Source organism: Catenulispora sp. EB89 (assembly GCF_041261445.1).
GTDB lineage: Bacteria > Actinomycetota > Actinomycetes > Streptomycetales > Catenulisporaceae > Catenulispora.
Window position 1 is genome coordinate 210,937 of record NZ_JBGCCU010000004.1, and the last position, 24,153, is coordinate 235,089.

A 24,153-nucleotide genomic window follows, 5' to 3' on the forward strand; every position below is an offset into this window, starting at 1 on the left:
GAGGGTGTTATGGCCTGATTGGCACCGCCGATCGCTCACGGCGGACGGGACGGGCCGCCGGGACGCATGTGCCCTCCTGCGACGAGGTGTCGGAACGACGCGCAACAATAGGGCGTCACCCGCATCGTGAGAAGCAGGAGCCGCACCGAAGATGGCACGCCGCAGCACCACCCCCGAACCCGACGAGGACTTCGAAGAGCGCATCATCGACATCGACGTCGCTGACGAGCTCTCGGACTCGTACCGGGAGTACGCGTACTCGGTCATCTACTCGCGCGCCCTGCCCGACGCGCGGGACGGGCTCAAGCCGGTACACCGCCGGATCCTGTTCCAGATGAACGACATGGGCCTGCGGCCGGACCGCGGCTACGTCAAGAGCGCCCGCGTCGTCGGCGACGTCATGGGCAAGCTGCACCCGCACTCGGACACCGCGATCTACGACTCGCTGGTGCGCATGGCCCAGTCCTGGGCGATGCGCATCCCGCTGGTCGACGGCCACGGCAACTTCGGCTCCCTGGGCGGCGACGACCCGCCGGCGGCCATGCGGTACACCGAGGCCCGGCTGTCGCCCGCGGCGATGATAATGACCGACTCCATCGACGAGGACACCGTCGAGTTCGGGCCCAACTACGACGGCCAGGAGCAGGAGCCGCAGGTCCTGCCGGCGGCCTTCCCGAACCTGCTGGTCAACGGCGCGGCCGGGATCGCGGTCGGGATGGCGACCAACATGGCGCCGCACAACCTCGGCGAGGTGGTGGCCGCCGCCCGGCACCTGATCAAGCACCCGGACGCGACCCTGGACGACCTGATGCGGTTCGTCCCCGGCCCGGACCTGCCGACCGGCGGCCAGATCATCGGCGAGCAGGGCATCCGGGACGCCTACGAGACCGGCCGCGGCGTGTTCAAGATGCGCGCCACCGCCAGGATCGAGAAGGTCACCGCGCGCCGCGAGGGCATCGTGGTCACCGAGCTGCCCTTCAACACCGGCCCGGAGAAGGTGATCGCCAAGGTCAAGGAGCTGGTGCAGGCCAAGAAGATCCAGGGCATCACCGACCTGAAGGACCTGTCCGACCGGTTCAACGGCCTGAAGCTGGTCATCGAGGTCAAGGCCGGCTTCAACCCCGAGGCGGTCCTGGAGCAGCTGTACAAGCTGACGCCGCTGGAGGAGTCCTTCGGCATCAACAACGTGGCGCTGGTCGACGGCCAGCCGCTGACGCTGGGCCTGAAGGAGCTGCTGGAGGTCTACCTCGACCACCGCTTCGAGGTGGTGCGGCGCCGCACCGAGTTCCGCCGCACCAAGCGGATGGACCGGCTGCACCTGGTCGAGGGCCTGCTGATCGCGCTGACCGACATCGACCGGGTGATCCGCATCATCCGCGAGAGCGACGACGCCGCGGCGGCCAAGCAGAACCTGATGGCCGCCCTCGCGCTGTCGGACAAGCAGGCCACGTACATCCTGGACACCCCGCTGCGCCGGCTGACCCGGTTCGACTCCCTGGAGCTGGAGTCCGAGCGGGACAAGCTGACCGGCGAGATCAGGGACCTGACCGCGATCCTGGAGTCCGACTCCCTGCTGCGCAAGGTGGTCTCCGACGAGCTGGCCGCGATCTCCAAGCAGTTCGCCACCCCGCGCCGCAGCGTGCTGGTCGAGGGCGCGCTGCCGGTGTTCGAGCCCCGGCCGCTGGAGATCAGCGACGACCCGGTGGTGGTCCTGCTCTCGGCCACCGGCCTGCTGGCCCGCACGGCGTCCGGCTCGACGAAGATCGGCACCGGCGGCGAGCGCGGCAAGAACGACTCGGTCGCCTCGATCATCACCTCGACGATAAGAGGCGAGGTCGGCGCGGTGACGTCGCAGGGCCGGCTGATCCGGTTCCCGGTGATCGACCTGCCGGTGCTGCCGGACTCGGCCGCGAAGGCGGCGCCGAGCCTGGCCGGCGGCGCCCCGGTGTCGGAGTTCGTCCGGCTGGAGGAGGACGAGCGCGTGCTGTGCCTGTGCTCGCTGAACCCCGAGTCCGCGGGCCTGGCGCTGGGCACGGTCCAGGGCGTGGTCAAGCGCGTGACCCCGGACTACCCGAGGAACCGCGACTCCTTCGAGGTGATCACGCTCAAGGACGGCGACACCGTGGCCGGGGCCACCGAACTGCGCACCGGCGAAGAAGAGCTGGTCTTCATCACGGACGACGCGCAGCTCCTGAAGTACTCGGCCACGCTGGTCCGTCCGCAGGGCTGCCCGGCCGGCGGCATGGCCGGCATCTCGCTGAGCGACGACGCCTCGGTGATCTTCTTCGGCGCGGTGGACCCGGGCCAGGACGGCCTGGTGGTCTCGATGGCCGGCTCGGACGACGCCCTGGTCGACACCGCGACCACGATCAAGGCCACGCCGTACGACCTGTACCCGACCAAGGGCCGGGCCACCGGCGGCGTGCGCTGCCAGCGCTTCCTGAAGGGCGAGCACCGGCTGGTGGCCGCCTGGGCGGTGAACGCTCCGGCGTACGCCTGCACGGAGAACGGGACGCCGATCCCGCTGCCGGCGGTGGATCCGCGGCGCGACGGGTCGGGGGCGCCGGTGGAGGTGCCGATCGGGTTCGTGACGAGCCCGGCTGCCGCGGGGTAGTCCGCGGGGCAGGGAGTTGATTCAGGGCTGGTTGATCCAGGGCTGTGGCCGCCACGTCATGTGGCGGCCACAGCCCTTGCGCGCCTGGTCGGATGAAGGGTTCTGAGAGCCCGCAGCGGCTGCCGTGGAAGCCCACAGCAGCCGCCACCTCTCCCCCATGCGGCGGGAGCACCGCCGTCCTGCGGCCTTGAGGCACGCGGCGGGAGGTCGATCCCCGGTCCCGTGTGGCTGGACCGGAGTCCCGGCGGACGGCGGTGCTCCCTCATCGGCTGTGGTGGTACGGAAGACACCACAGCCGGGCCCGGACCGCGCCTCGGGGTCCGCCGAGGGGTCCGGGGGTCTGAGTGCCCTAGGCCGGCACCTCCGCGGCCGCCACGGCGTCGGAGTCGGACACCAGCTTCCCGTCGCCGACCGTGATCACCCGGTCCGCGAGCTCCATCATCAGCGGGTCGTGCGTGGCCACCAGGGCGGTCACGTTCTCCGCCGCGACCACGGCGCGCAGCAGTCGCATCACCGCGCGACCGGTCTCGGAGTCCAGCTGGCCGGTGGGCTCGTCGGCGATCAGCACCCGCGGCGAGTTGGCCAGCGCCCGGGCCAGCGCCACGCGCTGCTGCTGGCCGCCGGAGAGCTCGCCGGGCCGCTGCTTCATGTGCTCGCCGAGGCCGACCATGGTCAGCAGCAGCTCCACCCGCTCCTCGCGCGCGGCCACCGGCGTCTTGCGCAGCCGCAGCGGGATGCCGACGTTCTCCGCCGCCGACAGGATCGGGATCAGCGCGAAGGACTGGAACACGAAGCCGAACAGGTCGCGCCGCAGCCCGGCCAGCTCCTTCTCCCCCAGGTTGCGGCCCGGTCCGGCGAGCTGCTTGCCGTCCACGGAGATCCGGCCGGCGTCCGGCTTGTCCAGGCCGCCGATCAGGTTCAGCAGCGTGGTCTTGCCCGAGCCGGAGCGGCCGACGACCGCGCACAGCTGGCCCTCGGGCACCGTGAACGACACGTCCTCGACCGCGTGCACGGCGTTCTCCCCCGAACCGAACGTCCGGCGCAGCCCCTCGACCTCGATCATGTCCCCCACCGGACTACTCCCCCTCGCCCGCGGAACCAGCAGAACCAGAGCCGTGCACCAGGTCCGGCCACACCCCGATGTGATCGGGGTTCTTCGCCAGCCGCACCCGGTCCTTCATCCGCAGCGCCTCCACGTAGTCCTTCGGCAGCTGCACCCGGCCGGCGCGGTCGAGCACCGCGAACTGCTCGGCCTGCGCGCCGTCGTCGCCGCGCCGCAGCACCTCGGTCGAGGTGCGGCCGTCGCGGATCTCCACGGTGCGCTGCACCTGCTCGGTGACCTCGTGGTCGTGGGTGACCACCACGATCGAGACGCCGAGCTCCTCGTTCGCCGTGCGCAGCGCGTCGAACACCTGCTGGCTGGTCCCGGAGTCCAGCTCGCCGGTCGGCTCGTCGGCGAACACCACCTCGGGGTCGTTGGCCAGCGCCACCGCGATCGACACGCGCTGCTGCTCGCCGCCGGACATCTGGCCGGGGCGCCGGTCGGCGCAGTAGCCGACGCCGAGCAGGTCCAGCAGCTCGCCGGAGCGGCGCCGCGCGTACTTGCGCTTCTTGCCGGCGAAGCCCATCGGCAGCGCGACGTTGTCCGCGGCGTTGAGGTACGGCAGCAGGTTGCGCGCGGTCTGCTGCCAGATGAAGCCGACCGTCTCACGCCGGTAGCGCAGGCGGTCGCGGCCCTTCATGGTGAGCAGGTCGTATCCGCCGACCCTGGCGACGCCGGCGGTGGGGGTGTCGAGCCCGGACAGGATGTTCAGCAGCGTGGACTTGCCGCTGCCCGAGGCCCCGACGATCGCGACCAGCTCCCCGGCCCGGACCAGCAGGTCCAGGCCCTGCAGAGCCTGGACCTCGATGCCGTCGGTCTTGTAGATCCGGACCAGGTTGTCACAGACGATCTTGGCGTCCTCGCCGTAGACCTCTTTCGGCTGCGCGGCCGCGAGCTCAAGCTCCTGAAGGGTGCTCATGCGCGTTAGGACGAGCCGTTCCGCTGTGCGCGTTGCGGTCGTTATGGAACGGTGACCATCCGGTCGGATGCGCGCCCACGGTGTCCGGCAGCCAGCCGGGCTCGCCGATCAGGCCCTTGTGGATCGAACCGCTGACCTGGTGCCGCGACGGGCCCTCGGAGCCGCGCAGCCAGCCGCGCATGATGTGGATGTCCGGGACCTCGCGCTTGCACCAGGCGACCATGGCGTCCAGGACGGCGTTGCGCTCGCCGCTGACGCGCATCATGCGCGGGAAGGACGAGGGGAAGGTGACGACGTTCTTCATGTCGGTGACCACGCCGTGCGCCAGGTTGGAGGCGGTGCTGGTGCGGTGGTGGTCCGTCGGCCACGGCGAGCCGAGCCGCAGGCCCTCGCTCTCCGGCTCGCCGAGCAGCACCAGGTCCACGGTGTGGCCGCCCTTGTCCCCGAAGCTGACGCGGCCCGCGCGGGCCCAGACGTAGAGGCGGGTCAGCGGGAGGTCGCGGACCAGGGCGCCGGAGCCGCTGCGCCAACGGAGGAGTTCCACGCGGCCGGGGGCCGAGGAGTCCCAGTCCTCGCGGGCCACCGTGCGCAGGGCGCAGACCTCGTGGCCGTAGACCGCGGGGAAGCCGTAGCGGCGGGCTTCGGGGCCTAGGTCGGCTTCGTGTGCGTCGGGGGCTTGCGGCGTGGCGGCGGCGGCCTGCGAGGTGGCGGCGGCTTGGGACGTGGCGGCGGTGGTCTGCGGCGCGGCAGAGGCCTGCGGCGCGGCGCCGTCCAGGCCGGCTTCGGGCTTGCGACTCTCGGTCATGGTGCGCACCTACCTATCGAGGGCATCCCCCGATCTCTCCTGACGCCACCATCGTGACTCCGGGAGCGCGCAAAAGCGAGCGGTGTAGGGCGTGCGCCAGGGGCGTTAGGGTCGTAGACATGCGCGACGATCAACTTCCGGCACCCCAGCCCCACGCGTGTTCCGTGCTGTCCCGCGAGCTGGGCGAACCGCTGGCCGGGACCGGCGCGGTGGCCCGGGCGTGGCTGCTGGTGGAGCAGCCGGGGCCGTGGGGGCGGGTCGCGGCCACGGAGAGCCGGCTGGACCCGGAGCTGGGCGCCGAGCTGGAGGGGCGCACGGCCGGGACCGCGGTCCGGTTGGCCCTGATCCGCCGGGTGGAGGACCACCACGACAGCGCCCCGCGGCGTCGGCGCTGGTTCGCGGCGTCCACGCATCCGAGGCGGACGTGGCTGGCCACCGGCGTGGTCGAGTACCCGACCGACCTGCTGAAGATCGACTTCGCGGCGCTGGACGGCGGGGACCGGCGGGCCGTGGCCGAGCTGGAGCACGAGTTCGTGGACGCGCCGCTGCTCGGGGTGTGCACCAACGGGAAGCGGGACGCGTGCTGCGCGACGGTGGGGCGCCAGGTGGCGGTCGGTGTCGAGGCGCTGGAGGCGGGCCCTGGCTCCGGCTCCGGTAGCGCTTATCCCTCGGTCTGGGAGATCACCCACCTCGGCGGACACCGGTTCGCGCCGACCGCGGTGGTGCTGCCGTCCGGGTACTCCTACGGCCGGCTCGACACGGCCTCGGCCGGCCGGGTACTGGCCGAGGCGCGGCTGGGCCGGATGGCGGTGGACGGCTGCCGGGGCCGTTCGACGTGGCCGCGGGCCGGACAGGTCGCCGAGCTCGCGGTGCGGGAGGCGCTGGGCGAGACGGCGGAGGCGGCGCTGGACGTGGTGTCCGTGACGCAGACCGCCGGGGACCCGGAGCCGGCGTGGACGGCGGTCGTCGAGCACGAGGACGGCCGGGCGTACGAGGTGTCCGTCACCGGATCTTTCGCCGCCGTTCCGCGCCCGGAAAGCTGCGGCAAGGCCGACGGCACACCGCTGGAGCTGCGGACGGACGCCGTCGATAAGATCCGATGACATGAGCGACATACCGCTGACCGGAATCAAGAACGCCCGCGACATCGGCGGGCTGCGGACGGAGTCCGGGGCGGTGGTGCAGCCGTTGCGATTGCTGCGCACGGCGCGCCTGAACCGGCCGACGGACGCCGACCGCGCGTGGCTGGCGTCGATCGGGCTGCGGACGGTGGTGGACCTGCGGCAGCCGTTCGAGATCCAGAAGTGGCCGGACGACCTCGGGGACCTGGAGGTCGAGCGGGTCAACGTCGCACCGAGCCTGGACAGCGAGAGCGACGGGACGTTCTTCGACCTGTACCTGAGCTGGCTGGACCACAGCGGCGAGGCGTTCGCCGACGCGGTCCGCGCGCTGGCGCGTCCCGGCGCGCTGCCGGCGCTGGTGCACTGCACGGCCGGCAAGGACCGGACCGGGGTGCTGGTGGCGCTGGTGCTGGACGTGCTGGGGGTCGGGGAGAAGGCGATCGTCGCGGACTACCTGATCTCGAACGAGCGGCTGAGCACGGACCCGGGGGACGTGGTGTTCCAGCACCCGATCAGCGAGGAGCTGATCTCGGGGTCGCTGACGCACGTGCGGGAGAGGTTCGGGAGCGCCGAAGGGTACTTGCTCGCGCACGGGGTGACCGCCGAGGAGATCGCCGCGCTGCGCGAGGGGCTGCTCGGCGCGGGGTAGCAGCCCTCTGGCTTGGTCGTCCTCAGTCCTCGAAGAACTCGCCGAGGTGCAGGTCGATCGCGATGAGCCCGTCGGCGCCGGCGGCGATCAGCAGGCCGTCGGCGCTGAGCGCGAGGGCTGTCGGGGCCCAGCCGAGCGGGATGGGGCGTCCGGTGCGGGCCTCGCCGAGGTCCCACACCGTCACACAGCCGTCCGACCACGCCACCGCGGCGACCGGGCCGACTTCCGTGAGCGCCGCCGTGACCGCGGTGACCGGCATGCCGCGGTCCTCCACCGGCAGCAGGCTGGCGTCGGCGGGCACGGCCCACAGCCGGAAGGTCCCGTCCTGGCCGCCCGACAGCGCGAACAGCACGTCCATGTCGGGCATCCAGATCGCCGCCACCGCGGTCACGGAGCCGGAGTGCTGGTCCTCGGGATCGGCGATGAGCTCTTCGGTGTCGACGTCCCACACGTGCACCCGGCCGTCACCGGCCCCGAACACCAACGCATCGCGCGCCACGGCGACCGCGGTCACGACGGTGTCGGGCAGCACATCGCGCACCGCCGCCACGGCTCCACGCGGCGCCGTCGGCCCCAAAGCGGCCAGCCGGCGGCTCGAATCGGTGAGCACCAAACTCGGCGAGGCGTCGACCACAGCGGCCGCCCGCGCCTTCACCATCACCGGCGAAGCAGGCCGCCCGACGATCCGCCCGCTCCGCGGATCCAGGCGATAGGCACGAGCCAGGTCATCTATCGCGACCAGCACCTCCGGCGGCGTCGGCTCCGGGTCGGGGAGCCAGGCGCCGGCCGGCGAGGCCGCGACCGGGGTGAGCAGGATGCCGGGGCTGCCGTGGACGGGCTGCGGGAGGGCGGCTTCGCTCGATCCAGATCCAGATCCAGCACCAGCACCAGCACCAGCACCAGCACCAGCAGCGAACGCATCAGCACTCGAAGCAGCACCTGTTGCTATCGATGCATCGGCGGCCCGAGCGCCAGCACCGAACGCGTCCGCACCCGGCGCGGCGCCGCCAACAGGCGGCACACCAGCAGCCCGAGCATCAGCACCCGAAGCAGCGCCGTTCACCCCGGCGGCTATCTGCGCGCCGCCACTGGCCGGATCACCGAGCAGCGGCACCATGACCGTCGGCTCAGCCGCACTGGCCTGGGCGCCGGCAGGCTTCTCAACCGCCAGTTCCGCGGCCCGCATCGCCAGCGCCGCGACCGGGCCCGGCCAGGGCATGGGGCGCGGTGTGTCCGGGGGCAGCGGACGCCAGCCGGCCCAGCGCGTGAGCCACGGGATCGGGTCGCCGACCGTCGCGCCGTCCGAGGGGCGGGTGCCGCGCGTGTAGGGCGCGACCGCCTCGGCGAGGGCGTGGTCGCCGACGGCGAGGGCGGCTCCGTGCAGGATCGCCGCGCGTTCGGGGACCGTCGTGGAGTTCGTCAGGGCCTGGCCCGCCACGCGCCAGGCGGCGCGGGTGCCGGGGGCCACGGCGCTGCCGAGGGCGTCGATGGCCGTGGACAGAGCCGGTTGCTGGACCAGGACCAGGTTCGCCGGCTCCAGGACGATCTGGTCGGCGATGCCTTCGCGGAACGCCACGTCGAACGGGACCGCCGCCAGCTTCCAGGGGCGTTCGTCGCTCGCGGCGAGCAGCCCCGCGTGCCGCTTGCTGGCCAGGCTCAGGATCTCGCGGGCCTTGGTGGGGTTCGGGTACGCCTGCGGGGCCGCCGCGCCGCCGGAGGGCACCAGGTCGTCCAGCCACGCCGCGAACTCGGCGCGGTCGGTCCAGCGCGGCTCGGCGAGGTCGATGACGGTCGCCGGGGCGTCGGCGGCCGCCGCGACCTGCGCCACGTCGGTCTCCGCCGACTCCAGGACCAGCCGCACGCCCGGCACCGCCAGCAGCGGCGCCAGCAGCTCGGCGACGACCGCCGCGCGGGCCGAGCCGTCGCGCAGGTGGCCGGCGAGGTCGAGTTCGGAGATCAGGATCGTGACACGGGACCACAGGCCGGTCTCGTGGGGCGCCTCGGCAGCGCTGGAGGACAAATCCCAGGTGGAAGTGGAAGACGACCGGCTGCCGGGAACGCGAGCCCCCGGGTGGCCATCGTGGCCATCGTGGCCGGCGCCGGCAGCAGAGCCCTGAGCATCGGCATCCCCGGCGGGCGCGCCGCTCAGGCCGTCGGCCGCGACACCGTCCGCGACCCCGGGCCCGAACCCCGAACCGCCGAGCCCGCCGCCGGATCGCGCCGCATCCTCGCCAGGCCGCTCACTCGCCCGCAGTCGCGCGGCGATAGCAGCGGCGAGCCCTTTGGCGTCCCCGACCGTCACCCCGAGCTGCCCCGCCAACTGCCACGCCAGCACCCGGGGCGTCAGACCCCGCGCCGACACCCACGCGAAGCGCTCGTCGTCCGCGGCCTCGGCCAGCACCGCCAGCTCCGAGGCCGCCCACGCCAAGGTGAACGTCTTCCCCGAGCCGCGCGGCCCGGTCACCAGCAGCAGCCGAGGCAGCCCGGCGCCCGCGACCCCGGCGCCCTCCGCCGACGCACCGGCCCCGGCACCACCGCGACCACCGCTGGCACCACCGCCGTCGCGACCGCCACCGCCCGAGCCGCCGCCGTCAGCCGCAGCCCCTGCCGCACCCGCCGCAGGGGCATCAGCCGGACCAACCGCCGTCAGCCACCCCACCACCGCGCGGCACACGGCCGCGCGCCCGGCGGGCAGCACCGTGCTCGGCGCCGCCGGCCCCCCGCCCGCCGCCATCGCTAGGCGTCGATCCGGGATCGGTCCAGGACCGCCGCCGAGTTGATGATGAACTCCCGGCGCGGTGCCACGTCGTTGCCCATCAGCAGGTCGAAGGCCTTGTCGGCGGATTCGCCGTCGGCCACCGTGATCCGCCGCAGCGTCCGGTGCCGGGGGTCCATCGTGGTCTCGGCCAGCTGGTCGGCGTCCATCTCGCCCAGGCCCTTGTAGCGCTGGATCGGCTCCTTGATCCGCTTGCCCTTCTTCAGCAGCTCGGCGACCGTGCGGCGCATCTCGTTGTCCGAGTACGTGTAGATGTACTCGTTCTTCGCCCGGCCCGCGCCGATCACCTCGATCCGGTGCAGCGGCGGGACGGCGGCGTAGACGCGCCCGGCCTCCAGCATCGGCCGCATGTACCGGTGGAACAGCGTCAGCAGCAGGCAGCGGATGTGCGAGCCGTCGACGTCGGCGTCGGCCATCAGGATCACCTTGCCGTAGCGCGCCTGGTCCAGGTCGAACGACCGGCCCGAGCCGGCGCCGACGACCTGGATGATGGCCGCGCACTCGGCGTTCTTCAGCATGTCGGCGATCGAGGACTTCTGGACGTTCAGGATCTTGCCGCGGATCGGCAGCAGCGCCTGGAACTCCGAGTTGCGCGCGGCCTTGGCCGAGCCCATCGCCGAGTCACCCTCGATGATGAACATCTCCGAGCGGTCCACGTCGTCCGAGCGGCAGTCGGCCAGCTTGGCCGGCAGCGCCGAGGTCTCCAGCGCGTTCTTGCGGCGCTGCGCCTCCTTGTGCTGGCGCGCGGTGATCCGGGTCCGGGCGGCGTTGGCGATCTTCTCCAGCACGCCGCGGGCCATCGGCTTGTCGTTGCGCTTGGCCGAGGTCAGGAACTCCTTGAACGCGTTGTCCACGACCCGGGCCACGATCCGGTTCGCCGCCGGGGTGCCCAGGACCTCCTTGGTCTGGCCCTCGAACTGCGGCTCGGCCAGCCGCACGGTGACCACCGCGGTCAGCCCCTCGAAGACGTCCTCGCGGATCACGTCGTCGTCGTTGACCTTCAGCAGCTTGGCCGCCCGCAGCTGCTCGTTCGCCGCCTTCAGCAGCCCCTTGCCGAAGCCGACCAGGTGGGTGCCGCCCTTGGGGGTGGCGATGATGTTCACGAACGAGCGGACCACGGTGTCGTACTCGGTGCCCCAGCGCAGCGCCACGTCCACGAACAGCTCGCGCTCGATGTCCGCCGGGGTCATGTGCCCCTGCTCGTCGAGCACCGGCACGGTCTCGGTGAACTTGCCGGAGCCGGTGAAGCGCAGGGTGTCGGTGATCGGGCGGTCCGGGGACAGGAACTCCACGAACTCCGAGATGCCGCCGGCGTAGGAGAAGACCTCCTCGTCGTGCCCGCCCTCGCGCTCGTCGACGACCACGATGGTCAGCCCCGGCACCAGGAACGCGGTCTGCCGGGCCCGGGCGTGCAGGTCCTCCAGGACGAACTCGGCGTCCTTCAGGAAGATCTGCCGGTCCGGCCAGAACCTGGTCCGGGTCCCGGTCGGGGACGCACCCTTGGCGCGCGAGACCTTGCCGACCTTGCGCAGCCCGGACTCGGCCTTGAACTTCGCCTCCGGACCGTCGCCGTCGAACACCCCGGGGACGCCGCGCTGGAAGGAGATCGCGTGCACGCTGCCGGCCCGGTCGACCTCCATGTCCACCCGGGAGCTCAGGGCGTTCACCACCGAGGCGCCGACGCCGTGCAGGCCGCCGGAGGCGGCGTAGGAGCCGCCGCCGAACTTCCCGCCGGCGTGCAGCATCGTCATGACGACCTCGACGCCGCTCAGGCCGGTCTTGGGCTCCACGTCCACCGGGATGCCGCGGCCGGTGTCCCGCACCTCGGCCGAGCCGTCCTTGTGCAGGATGATCTCGATCTTGTCCCCGAACCCGGCCAGAGCCTCGTCGACCGAGTTGTCGATGATCTCCCACAGGCAGTGCATGAGACCGCGGCCGTCGTTCGAGCCGATGTACATGCCGGGACGCTTGCGGACCGCGTCGAGTCCCTCGAGGACAAGGAGGTGCCGCGCGGTGTAGGAGCCGTCCTTGTCGGCGGACGGCGCGGGCCTGCCTTGCGCACTCACTTGCGGACCTTCCTCTCCCTCGTCGGTCTCCGGGACCGACCTCAAGATCGTCTCACGTCACTCGAACACAGTTTCGTATCAATGGTAGCGACGGCAGGGCCAGCGTACCGGGAGGTTCCCCCCGGCGAGTCCATGTGACCGGCGCAACACTCTGATGGGAGCAGGCTCACGCTTCGTGCCGGGACCGACACCGAACGTTGAGTTTCCTCATGGTTCGGCCCCTTTCCGCGTACGCTCTGAGCGAACGTGACGCTTTCGACGCCGAATCACTAGCGCGGGAACACCGAACGCCTGCTTTGATGTTGTTCCGGGTACCACACAGAAAGCAGGTGCGACCGTGACCACTGCAGTACTGACCCCGACTGAGCCGCTCAAGGCCTCCGACCGTTGCGACCGCTGCGGTGCCGCTGCTTACGTGCGCGTCGTCCTGGGTGGCGGCGAGCTCCTCTTCTGCGCCCACCACGGCAAGAAGTACCAGGAGAGCCTGTCGAAGGTGGCTATCGAGATACACGACTTCTCGGACAAGCTGACGCAGGCGGAGACCAAGACCGTCGCCGCAGCTGAGGACGAGCACTGAGCCACAGCGCCCGTTCTGCCCGGCCCGACCATGTAGACCTGTGACGGACGATCCGATAACGGCTACTGCTTGCGGTAAGGCCCTGGTTTCCCATAGGAAGCCGGGGCCTTCGCTGTGAGCTGAGTCACACGGCGAAGTACGGCGGCGATCACCAGCCGTAGCCGTTCGCTTTCTGAATGTGACCGACGGAACACATACCGCACAATGAAAGTGCGGCCGCCCCTTCCGGGACGGCCGCACTTTCGGCGTTGCGGACCGATCTGCTGCCGACGGACTCCTAGTCCAGGTAGTCGCGCAGCACCTGAGACCGCGACGGGTGCCGCAGCTTGGACATCGTCTTGCTCTCGATCTGCCGGATCCGCTCGCGCGTGACCCCGTAGACCTTGCCGATCTCGTCCAGCGTCTTCGGCTGGCCGTCGGTCAGCCCGAACCGCATGGACACCACGCCGGCCTCCCGCTCGCTGAGCGTGTCGAGCACCGAGTGCAGCTGTTCCTGCAGCAGCGTGAACGACACCGCGTCGGCCGGGACGACCGCCTCGGAGTCCTCGATGAGGTCGCCGAACTCGCTGTCGCCGTCCTCGCCGAGGGGGGTGTGCAGGGAGATCGGCTCGCGGCCGTACTTCTGGACCTCGACGACCTTCTCAGGCGTCATGTCCAGCTCCTTGGCCAGCTCCTCCGGGGTGGGCTCGCGCCCGAGGTCCTGGAGCATCTGGCGCTGCACACGGGCCAGCTTGTTGATGACCTCGACCATGTGGACCGGGATGCGGATGGTCCGCGCCTGGTCGGCCATGGCGCGGGTGATGGCCTGACGGATCCACCACGTCGCGTAGGTCGAGAACTTGTAGCCCTTGGTGTAGTCGAACTTCTCCACCGCGCGGATCAGACCGAGGTTGCCCTCCTGGATCAGGTCCAGGAACAGCATGCCGCGGCCGGTGTAGCGCTTGGCCAGCGAGACCACCAGACGCAGGTTCGCCTCCAGCAGGTGGTTCTTGGCCCGGCGGCCGTCCTCGGCGATGATGTCCAGCTCGCGCCGGAACTCCGGGGTCAGCGGCTCGCCGTCGTTCAGCTTCTCCTCGGCGAACAGGCCGGCCTCGATGCGCTTGGCGAGCTCGACCTCCTGCTCGGCGTTGAGCAGCGGGACCTTGCCGATCTGCTTGAGGTAGTCCTTCACCGGGTCCGCGGTGGCACCGGCGGAGGCGACCTGCTGGGCCGGGGCGTCGTCCTCGTCGTCGGAGAGGACGAACCCCTCCTCCTTGTCCTCGCCGGGGGCCGCGCCTTCGGTCTCGGTGGTTTCCTCGCCTTCCTCGTCGGCGGCGGCGACCTCCAGATCGGGGGCCTCCTCGTCGTCGAGCTCCAGCTCCAGGTCGACGTCTTCCTCGAGTTCGGCCTCGTCGCCGTCCTCGTCGCCGTCCTTCTTGCCGGACGCGCCCTTCTTGGCCGGGGCGGCCTTCTTCGCCGCGCCCTTCTTGGCCGGGCCGTTGCCGGTCTCGGCCTCGCCGTCGGCGGCCGCCGTCGTCTTCTTCGCCACGGCCTTCTTCACCGCGGTCTTCTTGGCCGGGGCCTTGGCGGCCTCGGCGTCCGCGTCCTCGGACGCGCCGTTGGCGGTGGCGAGCACGGGGGCCGCGGGCTTGGCGACGGCCTTCTTGGCCGTGGTCGTCTTGGCCGCGGTGGCCGTGGTCGTCTTCTTGGCCGCCGTCTTGCTCGCCGCGGCGACGCGCTTGCGCGCGACCCCGGCGCTCTGCGCGGCGTTGACCGTCAGGTCGACGCCCTCCTCGTGCAGTACGGTGGTCAGGGCCCGCATGACGCTCTTGGCCTTGGCCATCGGGATGTCCGCCTCTTCAAAGGCTTGCCGCACCTCGTCTGCGGCAATGTGTCCCTGCGCCCTGCCCCGCTCGATGAGCGCCACGAGGTGGGCGGACTCGGCGATCTCGGCGGGCAGTGGACGGGAAGTGCTGGCCGACACGAAAACCCTCTCGCTACTGGATGGCAACCACCCGCTTCCGACGTGAGCCGGGATACAGCCCGCAAGGTACGCGGACCGTCTTGCTCTGTGTCGGGTTCGTGTGGAAGATTCCGATCGCGCCGCGGATCCGGCCGGTCGCACCCGGTCGTTCCGCATTGCACGCGACATAGCATTGTGGCACGCCGATGTATTCCCCGGGGACTGGATACCGGGTAATCGGCGGGCACCGCCTACTGAACGCCTCTCGGCGTCCCCCGAGGCGGCGGTGCCCCGCACCACCGATCGACGATCCGGTTACCGAACCGGGCTCGATCGATCACCGGCTGTTCACTGTCCGCGCTGTCCGGGCAGCCCGTAGGCCGGAGTGTGCTCCTCGAGCTGAGCCGAGAGCATGGCACGCATCACACCGGCCGCCGCCGCACCGTCGCCGGCCGCGATCTCGTCGGCCAGCCGCTGGTGCGCCGCCGCGCCGGCGTCGCCCATCGGCCCGCAGGACCGGCGCCGCACCCCGGCGCTCTCGGCCGCCCCGGTCACCACCCGCGCCAGGTGCTCCACCATCCGGTTCGGGCACTCGGCCACCAGCACCGCGTGGAACTCGCCGTCGACCTTGGCGTAGCCGGGCTGGTCGCCGTTGGCGGCGGCCTGCTTCAGCAGCACGGCCAGCTCCGAGAGCCGGGCCGCGGCGGACTCCGAGAGCCGGCCCGCGGCCAGCTGCGCGGCCAGCGGCTCGAACGCGCAGCGCAGCTCGGCCAGCTCGCGGCACTGGTCCAGGCCCGCGACCCCGGCCGCGCGCCACTCGATGACGTCCGGGTCCAGCAGGTTCCACTCCGGGACCGGGCGGATCCGGGTCCCGACGTTCGGCCGCGCGGTCACCATGCCCTTGGCCTCCAGCACCCGCAGCGACTCGCGGACCACGGTGCGCGAGACCTCGAAGCGGCGGCCGATCTCCTCGGGGACCAGCGGCCGGTCCGCGCCGAGCTCGCCGGCCACGATCATCCGGCCGAGCTGCTGGACCAGCTGGCCGTGCAGCCCGCGGGCCTGGGTGCCGGCGCGCAGGGACAGGTAGGAGTCGGTCATCGTGCCGCCGGCCGCGGCGGCCAGGGTGTTGGCGACGGGGGACGGTGCGGCGGGAAGGGTGTCGACGGGCGCGACGGTCCCGGTCATGTGTGTAGGAATGCTCATGTTGTTGTCGTCGGCCGCACCACCCGCGGACTTGAGGATTCTTAGCCGATAGTCGGCCCGATGTCACCCGTCGGAATGATCACCCGCAGGTCGGGACGTCGCCCGGGCTCAAGGACGCGGACGTTTCCTCGTCGCGCGGCGGCCAGGGCGTCGAGTATGCGGATATTGAGTCTCCCGACGCCGCCGGGACCTTTTCTCGTCAGCTTGACGATAAGAGGTCCGAGGGGCTACCGTCGCAGCGTCTCGCAACGCACAGCTTCGAATTTCTTGGGGGAGAGAAATGGCGGACATCACCAAGCGGCTGTTCCTGAGCCACTTCCGGGGCAGCCCGACCAACCACGTGGTGCACCTGCGGCGCGGCAAGGTCGCGCACGAGGGCACCGGCCAGGCGTTCTGGTTCCGGCCGCTGAGCGCGGTGCTGGCCGAGGTCCCGGTCGACGACCGCGAGCTGCCGATGCTGTTCCACGCGCGCACCAAGGACTTCCAGGACGTCGCCGTGCAGGCCTCGATGACCTACCGCTTCATCGACCCGGCGGTGGCCACCCGCCGCCTGGACTTCGCCGTCGACCCGCTCACCGGCCAGTGGCGGGCCACCCCGCTGGAGCAGGTCGCGACGCTGCTCACGGAGCTGGCCCAGCAGCACGCGCTGACCCTGATCGCGACCCTGGAGCTGGCCGAGACGCTCGCCTCGGGCACCGCCGCGGTCCAGGAGCGGGTGGCCGGCGGCCTGGCCGCGGACGAGCGCCTGGCCGAGACCGGCATCGGCGTGATCGGGGTCCGGGTGGTCGCGGTGAAGCCGGAGGCCGACGTGGAGCGCGCGCTGCGCACCCCGACCAGGGAGCTGATCCAGCAGGAGGCGGACCGCGCCGGGTTCGAGCGCCGGGCGCTGGCGGTCGAGCGCGAGCGCGCGATCACCGAGAACGAGCTGCAGAGCAAGATCGAGCTGGCCATGCGCGAGGAGAACCTGGTCGCGCAGGAGGGCCAGAACGCGCGCCGCCGCGCGACCGAGCAGGCGGCCGCGGCGCGGATCGCCGCCGAGGGCGACTCCGACCGGGCCCGGATCGCGGCCGAGGGCGAGGCGGAGCGCGCCCGGATCGCCACCGCGTCGAACGCCGAGCGGGCCCGGATCGTCGCCGAAGCCGACGCCGACGCACTGCGGACGCGCTCCTCGGCCAACGTCGAGGACCTGCGGGCCGTCGGTGCGGCGCAGGCGGAGAACGAGGCGGCGAAGCTGGCGGCGTACGCGGGGCTGGACCGCAACGTGCTGTTCGCGCTGGCGCTGCGCGAGTTCGCCGGGCAGCTGCCGGAGATCGGGACGGTGAACCTGACGCCGGACGTGGTGACCGGGCTGCTGTCGAAGCTGGCGAACGGGGCGGGCGGGGCCGCCCAGGGCGCGGGGTCCTGAGCGATGGCCGTGGCGCCGCGGGTGGTCGTCGTGCACCGGCACAGCGAGCGGGACGAGATCGTCGCCGAGCAGGGCACGTGGGGGCAGGCGGAGTTCGTGCAGAAGCGGCGCGGGGTGTCGCTGTCGTCGGTGAAGAAGCGGCACGAGATGCTGAGCGGCGCCGTGCAGGCGGTCTCCGCGACGATCCCGAAGGAGTGGCGCCGCGGGACGGTCGAGCGGGCCGACCTGCCGCGGTTCCTGTTCGAGCCGGAGGACGTCGTGGTGGTGGTCGGCCAGGACGGCCTGGTCGCCAACACCGCGAAGTACCTGGACGGCCAGCCGGTGATCGGGATCGACCCCGATCCCGGCCGGAACATGGGGGTGCTGGTGCGGCACTCCCCCAAGGACTTCGAGTCCTTGCTCGCCGGGATCAACGCCGGCCGGGCGCGGGTCGAGGCGCGGACGATGGTGTCGGCGGCGACCGACGACGGGGAGTCGCTGCTGGCACTGAACGAGGTGTACCTGGGGCACTCCGGACACCAGTCCGCGCGGTACCTGCTGAGCACTCCGGAGGGCGAGGAGGAGCACCACTCGTCGTCGGGGCTGTTGGTGGGGTCCGGGACGGGGGCCACGGGGTGGCTGCTGTCGATCGCCCGGCAGCGGGCCCGGCAGATCGCGTTGCCGGGGCCGACGGATCCGGAGCTGGGGTGGTTCGTGCGGGAGGCGTGGCCGTCGCCGACGACGGGGGCCGCGCTGACCGAGGGGCTGCTTCCGGACGGCGCGGAGCTGACGGTGCGGATCGAGGGCGAGTCGCTGGTGGTGTTCGGGGACGGGATCGAGGCCGACCGGCTGTCGCTGGGGTGGGGGCAGACGGTGCGGATCCGGGCGGCGGAGCGGCATCTGCGGTTGGTGGTCTAGCTGGTGGTCGGGCTGGTGGTCTAGACAGGATCGGACTGGGCACTCTTAGGAGTGAGTGCTCTGATCGGGGATGGGGACGGCCATGAAGAACTCGGAACAGCTCGCGCTGGCGGGGTTCCTGGCGTTCGTCGCGGGGATCGTGTGGAACGTGCACTATTCGCTGCTCGCGCTGGCCGCTCCCGCGCACACCTATGACGGACCGCTGATGATCGGCGGGTTCATCGCGGCCGCCGGGGTGATCGCGACGGTCGTGGGCTTGCGCGGCCATCACAGCGGTCGATGATGCCCGGGCTGCGTTCGCCTGCTCCGGGGCGGCAGACTGGGAGCGTGCTTCTCGAGGGGATCGGCAAGCGGTATCGCGTCGGCGGGCCATGGGTACTGCGTGACGTGCGGCTGGAGCTGCGGCCGGGGCGGGTCGTGCGGATCCACGGCCACAACGGCAGCGGGAAGTCGACGCTGCTGCGGGTGATCGCGGGGATCGCGGAGCCGTCCAGAGGTCGGGTGAACGGACGTCCGTCGACCGGCTACGTGCCGGAGCGGTTCCCGCCCGCGCTGCCGTTCACCGCCGGGCAGTACCTGCGGCACCACGCACGGATGCGGGGCGTCGCGGCGTCGCAGGGCACGCGGTGGCTGGAGCGGTTCGGGGCGGCGCAGTTCGCCGGGACCGCGATGAAGGAGCTGTCGAAGGGGACGTCGCAGAAGATCGCCGTGGCGCAGGCGCTGCTCGGCGATCCGGAGCTGCTGGTGCTGGACGAGGCGTGGACGGGGTTGGACGTCGCGGCCCGCGACGAGCTCGCTGAGGTGGTGCGGGAGCGGGCCGGGGACGGGGCGTGCGTGGTGTTCGTGGACCACGATCCGGCGCGGCTGGGGGACGGCACGGACGAGCGGTGGGTGGTGCGGGACGGGGCGCTTCATGCGGCTGACGAGGAGTTCGCTCGCGATGCCGTTGCCAAGTCGCAGCTGATCACCATCGAGGTGACTGGCATCCCGACCGAGCTCTCACTCCTGCCGGGGGCCGAGATCACCTCAGGGGGCGATGGCCTGCACCGGATCGTCGTCGATGCAGCCCTCTCGGACGAGGTGCTGAGGCGTCTCCTGGCCCTCGGACCGGAGCTACACATCGTCGCTGTATCGCAGTCCTCCGCTCAGATCCGTGCGAAGGAGGCATCCTGATGTCGGCACTGATCCGCTACTACGTCGCACTCCTCCTGCGCTCCGGCCGCTGGCTCCCGGCGACGATCTTCTACGCGGCGATCGTCAGCATCGGAACACAGGGCTCGGCGAAGGTCGGCGAAGCCCTCGGGTACGCCGGCGCGGGCCTGGTCCCGTCGGTGGCCTGGCTGACGCGCGCCGCCCTGACCGCCGAACCCGAGGCCGCGCGGCACTGCGTGGCCGGAGCCGTGGGCCCGCGGCGCCCGCACATCGCGGCACTGGCCGCGGCGGCGATCGTCGGCTTCGTCCCGGCGGCCGGCGGCGCGGCGGGCATGCTGGCCGCGGTCGGCAGCGTCCACCCCACGACCGCACTGACCGCGGGCCTGCTCACGATGGCGACCTGCGTCGTCGCCGGCAGCGCAGTCGGCGCCCTGTGCAACCCGCCGCTCCTGATCCGCGCCACCTGGGCCATCCCGATCGCCGGCATCCTGGCCATCACGGTGCTGGTGGCCGCCGGCTCGCCGGTGAACGCGGCCATCCGCGGGATCACCCCGATCGACCGGGCCCCACGGCTGCCGCTGCTGCCGGCGGTGTTGGTGATCGCCGCGACAGCGGTGTGCTGGACGGTGTCGACGTATGTGGCCGCGCGCAAGGAGTTCCACGTCGGCGAGACGGACTGAAGCCGCCGCCGAATCCGGCCGGCGCGCCCGCGCTCCAGCCCCGACTCAGCTCACGCTCCGGCCCGCAGCCGACTCAGCTCACGCTCCGGCCCGTAGCCGACTCAGCTCACGCTCCGGCCCGTAGCCGGCTTGGGCCCGGTTTCGCACTGCCGCCGAATCGATCAACTCCCCCTAAGGCCGCGCGCCGACCTTCCGAATCACCCGAGCCGCCAACCGGCACCCGGCCGCCAGCGCCTCCTCCGGATCCTCGTCCCGCATCCACGCCGCCAGGTACCCCGCCGCGAACGCGTCCCCGGCGCCGGTCGTGTCGACCAGCTCCCCCGGCGCCAGCTGCTCCGCCGGGACCCGGATCGTGCGGTCGAACAGCGCGTCGTGCCGGACCACGCCGTCCGCGCCGAGCTTCACCACCACCTGGTCGCACAGCTCCGTCAGCGCCCGGGTCGCCGCCACCGGGTCGTCGTCGATGCCGGTCAGGACCGCCGCCTCGTCGCGGTTGGCGATCAGCATGAAGGGGTCGCCGATCCAGTCCAGGAAGCGGTCCGGTCCCACCGCGGCCAGCGGCCCCGCCGACGCCACGTCCACCGAGGTCGTCATCCCCCGACGGCGCGCGAGCTCCAGGGCCGCGACGCCGGCCGCCCGGGTCGAGGGGTTCAGGATCGTGTAGCCCGACAGGTGCAGGTGCCGGCCCGGGAGGAACTCGTCCTTCGGCAGGTCCATCGGGGTCAGCGCGCTGTTCGCGCCGGAGTCCGGGACCATCGTGCGCTCGCCGGTCGGGTCGACCAGCACCACCACGGTGCCGGTCGGCCGCGACGGGTCCACCTTCAGCATCGTCCGCACCCCGCACGCGTGCAGCGCCTCCGCCGCCTCGCGCCCCGGCAGGTCGTCGCCGACGCAGCCCACGAACAGCGCCTCGGACCCGGTGGCGGCGAGCCAGCACGCCGTGTTGGCCGCCGATCCGCCGCCGCGCATCGAGATGCTGCCCGGGCTGTCGGAGGCGGCGACCAGCGGCCCGTTCAGCCGCGCCAGGACGTCGACCATCAGGTCGCCGATCACCAGGATCGGCGCCGCCGCGCCCGCCATGCCCGCCGTGCCCGCCGCACCGGCCGCGGATATCGGCGGCCCAGGCGGCATCGGCGGCTCCGGTGGCATCAGGGCTGCGCTATTGGTTCGGCGCGGCGTCGATGATCTCCGCCGCGATCCGGGTGGCGAGCTCGGCGTTGCGCTTCACCAGCAGCACGTTCGCGCGCAGCGACTCGCCGCCGGTCTCCCGGTGGAAGAACTCCAGCAGGAACGGCGTGACGTCCTTGCCGCTGATCCCGTCCTTCTCCGCCGCCGCCATGGCCTCGTTCAGGATCCGGTCGTGCAGCACCGGGTCCAGCTGGTCCTCGACCGGGATCGGGTTGGCGATCAGCACGCCGCTGGACACCGCCGGCCACGCCAGCTGCCAGTGCTGCAGCACCGCGTCGGCGATCTCCTCGGCGAAGTCGAAGCTCCACTCCAGCGCGTGGCCGGAGTCGGCGAGGTAGAAGCCGGGGAACTGGGTCGTCCGGTAGCCGAAGACCGGGACGTTCAGCGTCTCCAGGCGCTCCAGCGTCGCCGGCACGTCCAGGATCGACTTCACCCCGGCGCACACCACCGCCATCGGGATCCGCGACAGCGCGGTCAGGTCGGCGGACTCGTCCCAGGTGTCCCGGGCGTGGCGGTGCACGCCGCCGAGGCCGCCGGTGGCGAACACGTCGATATCGGCCTGAGCCGCCAGCGATGCGGTCGCCGCGACGGTCGTCGCGCCGTGCAGGCCCTTGGCCGCGGCGACACCGAGGTCGCGCACGCCGAGCTTGACCACGTCGTCGGACTCCGCGATGAGCCGCAGCTCCTCGTCGAACAACCCGACGCACGGCTTGCCCTCGATCACCGCGATGGTGGCCGGCACACCGCCGTGGTCCCGCACGGTCTGCTCGATCTCGCGGGCCACCCGCAGGTTGTCCGGACGCGGCAGCCCATGGCTGATGATCGTCGACTCCAGCGCCACCACCGGGGTGTCCGACTCCAGCGCTTCGATCACCTCGGGGTGGATCCGGAGGCCTTCGCCGTCCACTGTCACTTCTGCCTCCTGGGCATAAAAACCGTCCCGGTTACGCTGGTGCGAACACTACTGAAGATCGTAGAGGGAGCCGGAGGCGGGTTGTGAACGACGAGGTCACGGTGGTCGACAACCAGGAGCGCAAGCGGTACGAAGCGCGCGTGAACGGCGCGCTCGTCGGCGTCCTGGCGTACTCCGTGCACGAGGGGGTGGTCGTCATGCCGCACACCGTCGTGGAACCGCAGTACGAAGGCCGCGGCTTCGGCGGACTGATGGCCGAGCGAGCGTTGGACGACGCGCGGGAGCACGGCCTGAAGGTGTTGCCGCAGTGTTGGTTCGTCGCCGCGTACATAGAGAAGAACCCTCAGTACGCGGATCTGGTCGTCTCGCGCTGAGCGGGTCTGCCTTCAGACCGCCAGCGCCCGCGCGGCGATCTTCTCGATCTCCAGACCGCGCGGCAGCGTCCCGAAGCTCCGGCCCCAGTCGCCGGCAAGCCGGGAGGCGACGAATGCGTCGGCGTTCTCCGTAGGCGCGTAGCGGAGCATCAGAGAGCCCTGCAGAAGCAACGCCATGCGCTCCACGAACCGACGCGCGCCGGCCTCGTCCACCGAGGACAGCTCGTCCTGGAGCTCCTTGAACGCCGCGTCGAAGCGCGCGTCGGTCCCGCGTGCCGCGCCGACCTCTGTGCAGAACGCGTCCCACACTCCGTCTTCCCTACCCAGAGCGCGCAGTACGTCCAATGCGTTGACGTTCCCAGAGCCTTCCCAGATGGAGTTCAGCGGCGCTTCCCTATAGAGCCGCGGCATACCGGACTCCTCGACGTAGCCGTTCCCACCGAGGCATTCCAGCGCCTCTGCCGCGAAGGGCGCACAGCGCTTGGTGACCCAGAACTTCGCCACGGCCAGGCCGATGCGGCGGAACTTCCGCGCCGACTCGTCGGAGCCGGCGTCCGTGGCCGCCGCGAGGTGCAGGGAGGTGAGCGTCGCCGCCTCGGACTCCAGCGCGAGGTCGGCCAGCACGTTGCGCATCAGCGGCTGGTCGGCGAGCAGCTTGCCGAACGCCATGCGGTGCCGCGTGTGGTGCACCGCCTCGGCGAGTGCCGCGCGCATCAGCGAGGCGGAGCCGGTGACGCAGTCCAGGCGGGTCATGGCGACCATCTCGATGATGGTGGCCACACCGCGGCCCTCGTCGCCGAGGCGCCAGGCGCGGGTGTTGTGGAATTCGACCTCTGAGGAGGCGTTCGCGCGGTTGCCCAGCTTGTCCTTCAGGCGCTGCAGGCGGAAGGAGTTGCGGGTGCCGTCCGGGAGCACGCGCGGGATCACGAAGCACGACAGGCCGCCGGGGGCCTGGGCCAGGACCAGGAACACGTCGCACATCGGCGCGGAGGTGAACCACTTGTGGCCGATCAGCGTGTACTCGCGGTCGGAGCCGGAGACCTGGGTGGCGCGGGTGGTGTTCGCACGGACGTCGGAGCCGCCCTGCTTCTCGGTCATACCCATCCCGGCCAGGCAGCCGGCCTTGGTGGCGGGGTCGCGCAGGCCGAAGTCGTAGCTCGTGGACGCCAGGCGCGGGGTCCACTCCGCGGCCAGCATCGGGTCGGCGGCCAGCGCCGGGACCGCCGCGTAGGTCATCGAGACCGGGCACAGGTGGCCGCCCTCGGTCTGGCCCCAGACCAGCATCTTGGCGGCGCGGGCGGTGTGCCGCAGGGTGCCGGCGTCCTCCAGCCAGGGCGCGGCGGCGATGCCGTGGCGCACGGCGACGGTCATCAGCTCGTGCCAGGCCGGGTGGAACTCGACCTCGTCGATGCGGCGGCCGTAGCGGTCGTGGGTCCGCAGGATCGGGTGGTTCGCCTCCGCCAGACGTCCCCATTCGCGGGCCTCGAAGGAGCCGGCCAGTGCTCCGAGCCCGGTCAGCTCGGTGTCGGTCGCCGAACCGCTGCCGAACAGCCGCGCCACGGCCGCGACGAGCGCCGGGTCGGCGGTGTAGGCGTTGTACCCGGCCAGCGGCGGAACCTGGTTCAGGGGCTCGTCGGCGGGGCCGACGAGGGTGCCTTCGGGCATGAGCCGGTCATCTCCGTTTCGGCGTGATGCTGGTACTGCGTCGTGCTGCCGTTAACGTAGTACCCGATCCTAGTGTTCGCTACCCGTTAGTAACAACGACCCGAT

At 71.8% G+C, this 24,153-nt stretch carries 20 protein-coding genes; 10 read left to right on the forward strand and 10 right to left on the reverse strand.

Features of this window, described 5'->3' with window-relative positions; genetic code table 11:
* Window positions 1-151 precede the first annotated feature (151 nt).
* On the forward strand, window positions 152-2,614 hold the full coding sequence (locus tag ABH920_RS10585; protein ID WP_370348727.1) for a DNA topoisomerase (ATP-hydrolyzing) subunit A: 2,463 nt from the start codon (window positions 152-154) through the stop codon (window positions 2,612-2,614).
* A gap of 349 nt (window positions 2,615-2,963) precedes the next feature.
* Here the strand turns inward: ABH920_RS10585 and ABH920_RS10590 are convergent, their stop codons facing one another.
* The 3 genes from ABH920_RS10590 to ABH920_RS10600 are packed head-to-tail and all read right to left on the reverse strand — an operon-like array spanning window position 2,964 to window position 5,440.
* Window positions 2,964-3,677 (reverse strand): ABC transporter ATP-binding protein, encoded by a 714-nt coding sequence (locus tag ABH920_RS10590; RefSeq protein ID WP_370349028.1) that lies wholly within the window; start codon window positions 3,675-3,677, stop codon window positions 2,964-2,966.
* A gap of 13 nt (window positions 3,678-3,690) precedes the next feature.
* Window positions 3,691-4,635: an ABC transporter ATP-binding protein gene (locus ABH920_RS10595; RefSeq protein WP_370348728.1), complete on the reverse strand. Its 945-nt coding sequence runs from the start codon at window positions 4,633-4,635 to the stop codon at window positions 3,691-3,693.
* Window positions 4,613-5,440 carry a hypothetical protein gene (locus tag ABH920_RS10600; protein WP_370348729.1) on the reverse strand — a complete coding sequence of 276 codons (828 nt, stop codon included), beginning with the start codon at window positions 5,438-5,440 and terminating at the stop codon, window positions 4,613-4,615. Before ABH920_RS10600 ends, ABH920_RS10595 begins: the two co-directional genes overlap by 23 nt.
* A 119-nt stretch (window positions 5,441-5,559) precedes the next feature.
* Between ABH920_RS10600 and ABH920_RS10605 the strand changes: the two genes are divergently transcribed.
* Window positions 5,560-6,543 (forward strand): sucrase ferredoxin, encoded by a 984-nt coding sequence (locus ABH920_RS10605; RefSeq protein WP_370348730.1) that lies wholly within the window; start codon window positions 5,560-5,562, stop codon window positions 6,541-6,543.
* 1 nt (window position 6,544) lies between these two features.
* Window positions 6,545-7,210, forward strand: a complete 666-nt coding sequence (locus tag ABH920_RS10610) for a tyrosine-protein phosphatase (RefSeq protein WP_370348731.1) — start codon at window positions 6,545-6,547, stop codon at window positions 7,208-7,210.
* A 22-nt stretch (window positions 7,211-7,232) separates the two neighbouring features.
* On the opposite strand, the gene ABH920_RS10615 is transcribed toward ABH920_RS10610, so the two are convergent.
* Both ABH920_RS10615 and ABH920_RS10620 read right to left on the reverse strand, forming a co-directional pair.
* On the reverse strand, window positions 7,233-9,944 hold the full coding sequence (locus tag ABH920_RS10615) for a hypothetical protein (RefSeq protein WP_370348732.1): 2,712 nt from the start codon (window positions 9,942-9,944) through the stop codon (window positions 7,233-7,235).
* A 2-nt stretch (window positions 9,945-9,946) separates the two neighbouring features.
* Window positions 9,947-12,052 carry a type IIA DNA topoisomerase subunit B gene (locus ABH920_RS10620; protein ID WP_370348733.1) on the reverse strand — a complete coding sequence of 702 codons (2,106 nt, stop codon included), beginning with the start codon at window positions 12,050-12,052 and terminating at the stop codon, window positions 9,947-9,949.
* 337 nt (window positions 12,053-12,389) lie between these two features.
* Between ABH920_RS10620 and ABH920_RS10625 the strand changes: the two genes are divergently transcribed.
* The gene (locus ABH920_RS10625) at window positions 12,390-12,629 is read left to right on the forward strand and encodes a hypothetical protein (protein WP_370348734.1); all 240 of its coding nucleotides are present in this window, start codon (window positions 12,390-12,392) and stop codon (window positions 12,627-12,629) included.
* A 277-nt stretch (window positions 12,630-12,906) separates the two neighbouring features.
* Here ABH920_RS10625 and ABH920_RS10630 read toward each other — a convergent pair whose 3' ends face one another.
* Together ABH920_RS10630 and ABH920_RS10635 are read right to left on the reverse strand one after the other, a co-directional pair.
* On the reverse strand, window positions 12,907-14,592 hold the full coding sequence (locus ABH920_RS10630) for an RNA polymerase sigma factor (protein ID WP_370348735.1): 1,686 nt from the start codon (window positions 14,590-14,592) through the stop codon (window positions 12,907-12,909).
* Between the two features lie 327 nt (window positions 14,593-14,919).
* Complete coding sequence (locus tag ABH920_RS10635) at window positions 14,920-15,774, reverse strand: FadR/GntR family transcriptional regulator (RefSeq protein ID WP_370348736.1); 855 nt, start codon at window positions 15,772-15,774, stop codon at window positions 14,920-14,922.
* A gap of 280 nt (window positions 15,775-16,054) precedes the next feature.
* On the opposite strand from ABH920_RS10635, the gene ABH920_RS10640 reads away from it, so the two are divergent.
* From ABH920_RS10640 to ABH920_RS10660, 5 genes are all read left to right on the forward strand, one after another.
* On the forward strand, window positions 16,055-17,179 hold the full coding sequence (locus ABH920_RS10640; RefSeq protein ID WP_370348737.1) for an SPFH domain-containing protein: 1,125 nt from the start codon (window positions 16,055-16,057) through the stop codon (window positions 17,177-17,179).
* A gap of 3 nt (window positions 17,180-17,182) precedes the next feature.
* Window positions 17,183-18,076: a hypothetical protein gene (locus ABH920_RS10645; protein WP_370348738.1), complete on the forward strand. Its 894-nt coding sequence runs from the start codon at window positions 17,183-17,185 to the stop codon at window positions 18,074-18,076.
* A gap of 82 nt (window positions 18,077-18,158) precedes the next feature.
* Complete coding sequence (locus ABH920_RS10650; protein ID WP_370348739.1) at window positions 18,159-18,359, forward strand: hypothetical protein; 201 nt, start codon at window positions 18,159-18,161, stop codon at window positions 18,357-18,359.
* Between the two features lie 44 nt (window positions 18,360-18,403).
* On the forward strand, window positions 18,404-19,249 hold the full coding sequence (locus ABH920_RS10655; RefSeq protein ID WP_370348740.1) for an ATP-binding cassette domain-containing protein: 846 nt from the start codon (window positions 18,404-18,406) through the stop codon (window positions 19,247-19,249).
* Window positions 19,249-19,908 (forward strand): ABC transporter, encoded by a 660-nt coding sequence (locus ABH920_RS10660; protein WP_370348741.1) that lies wholly within the window; start codon window positions 19,249-19,251, stop codon window positions 19,906-19,908. Before ABH920_RS10655 ends, ABH920_RS10660 begins: the two co-directional genes overlap by 1 nt.
* A gap of 171 nt (window positions 19,909-20,079) precedes the next feature.
* Here the strand turns inward: ABH920_RS10660 and ABH920_RS10665 are convergent, their stop codons facing one another.
* A complete protein-coding gene (locus ABH920_RS10665; RefSeq protein ID WP_370348742.1) occupies window positions 20,080-21,039 on the reverse strand; it encodes a carbohydrate kinase family protein in 960 nt (319 codons plus the stop codon).
* 28 nt (window positions 21,040-21,067) lie between these two features.
* The gene (locus tag ABH920_RS10670; RefSeq protein ID WP_370348743.1) at window positions 21,068-22,009 is read right to left on the reverse strand and encodes a pseudouridine-5'-phosphate glycosidase; all 942 of its coding nucleotides are present in this window, start codon (window positions 22,007-22,009) and stop codon (window positions 21,068-21,070) included.
* Window positions 22,010-22,092: 83 nt separating this feature from the next.
* On the opposite strand from ABH920_RS10670, the gene ABH920_RS10675 reads away from it, so the two are divergent.
* Complete coding sequence (locus tag ABH920_RS10675) at window positions 22,093-22,383, forward strand: GNAT family N-acetyltransferase (RefSeq protein WP_370348744.1); 291 nt, start codon at window positions 22,093-22,095, stop codon at window positions 22,381-22,383.
* A 12-nt stretch (window positions 22,384-22,395) separates the two neighbouring features.
* Here ABH920_RS10675 and ABH920_RS10680 read toward each other — a convergent pair whose 3' ends face one another.
* Window positions 22,396-24,048 (reverse strand): acyl-CoA dehydrogenase family protein, encoded by a 1,653-nt coding sequence (locus ABH920_RS10680; protein ID WP_370348745.1) that lies wholly within the window; start codon window positions 24,046-24,048, stop codon window positions 22,396-22,398.
* Window positions 24,049-24,153 lie beyond the last annotated feature (105 nt).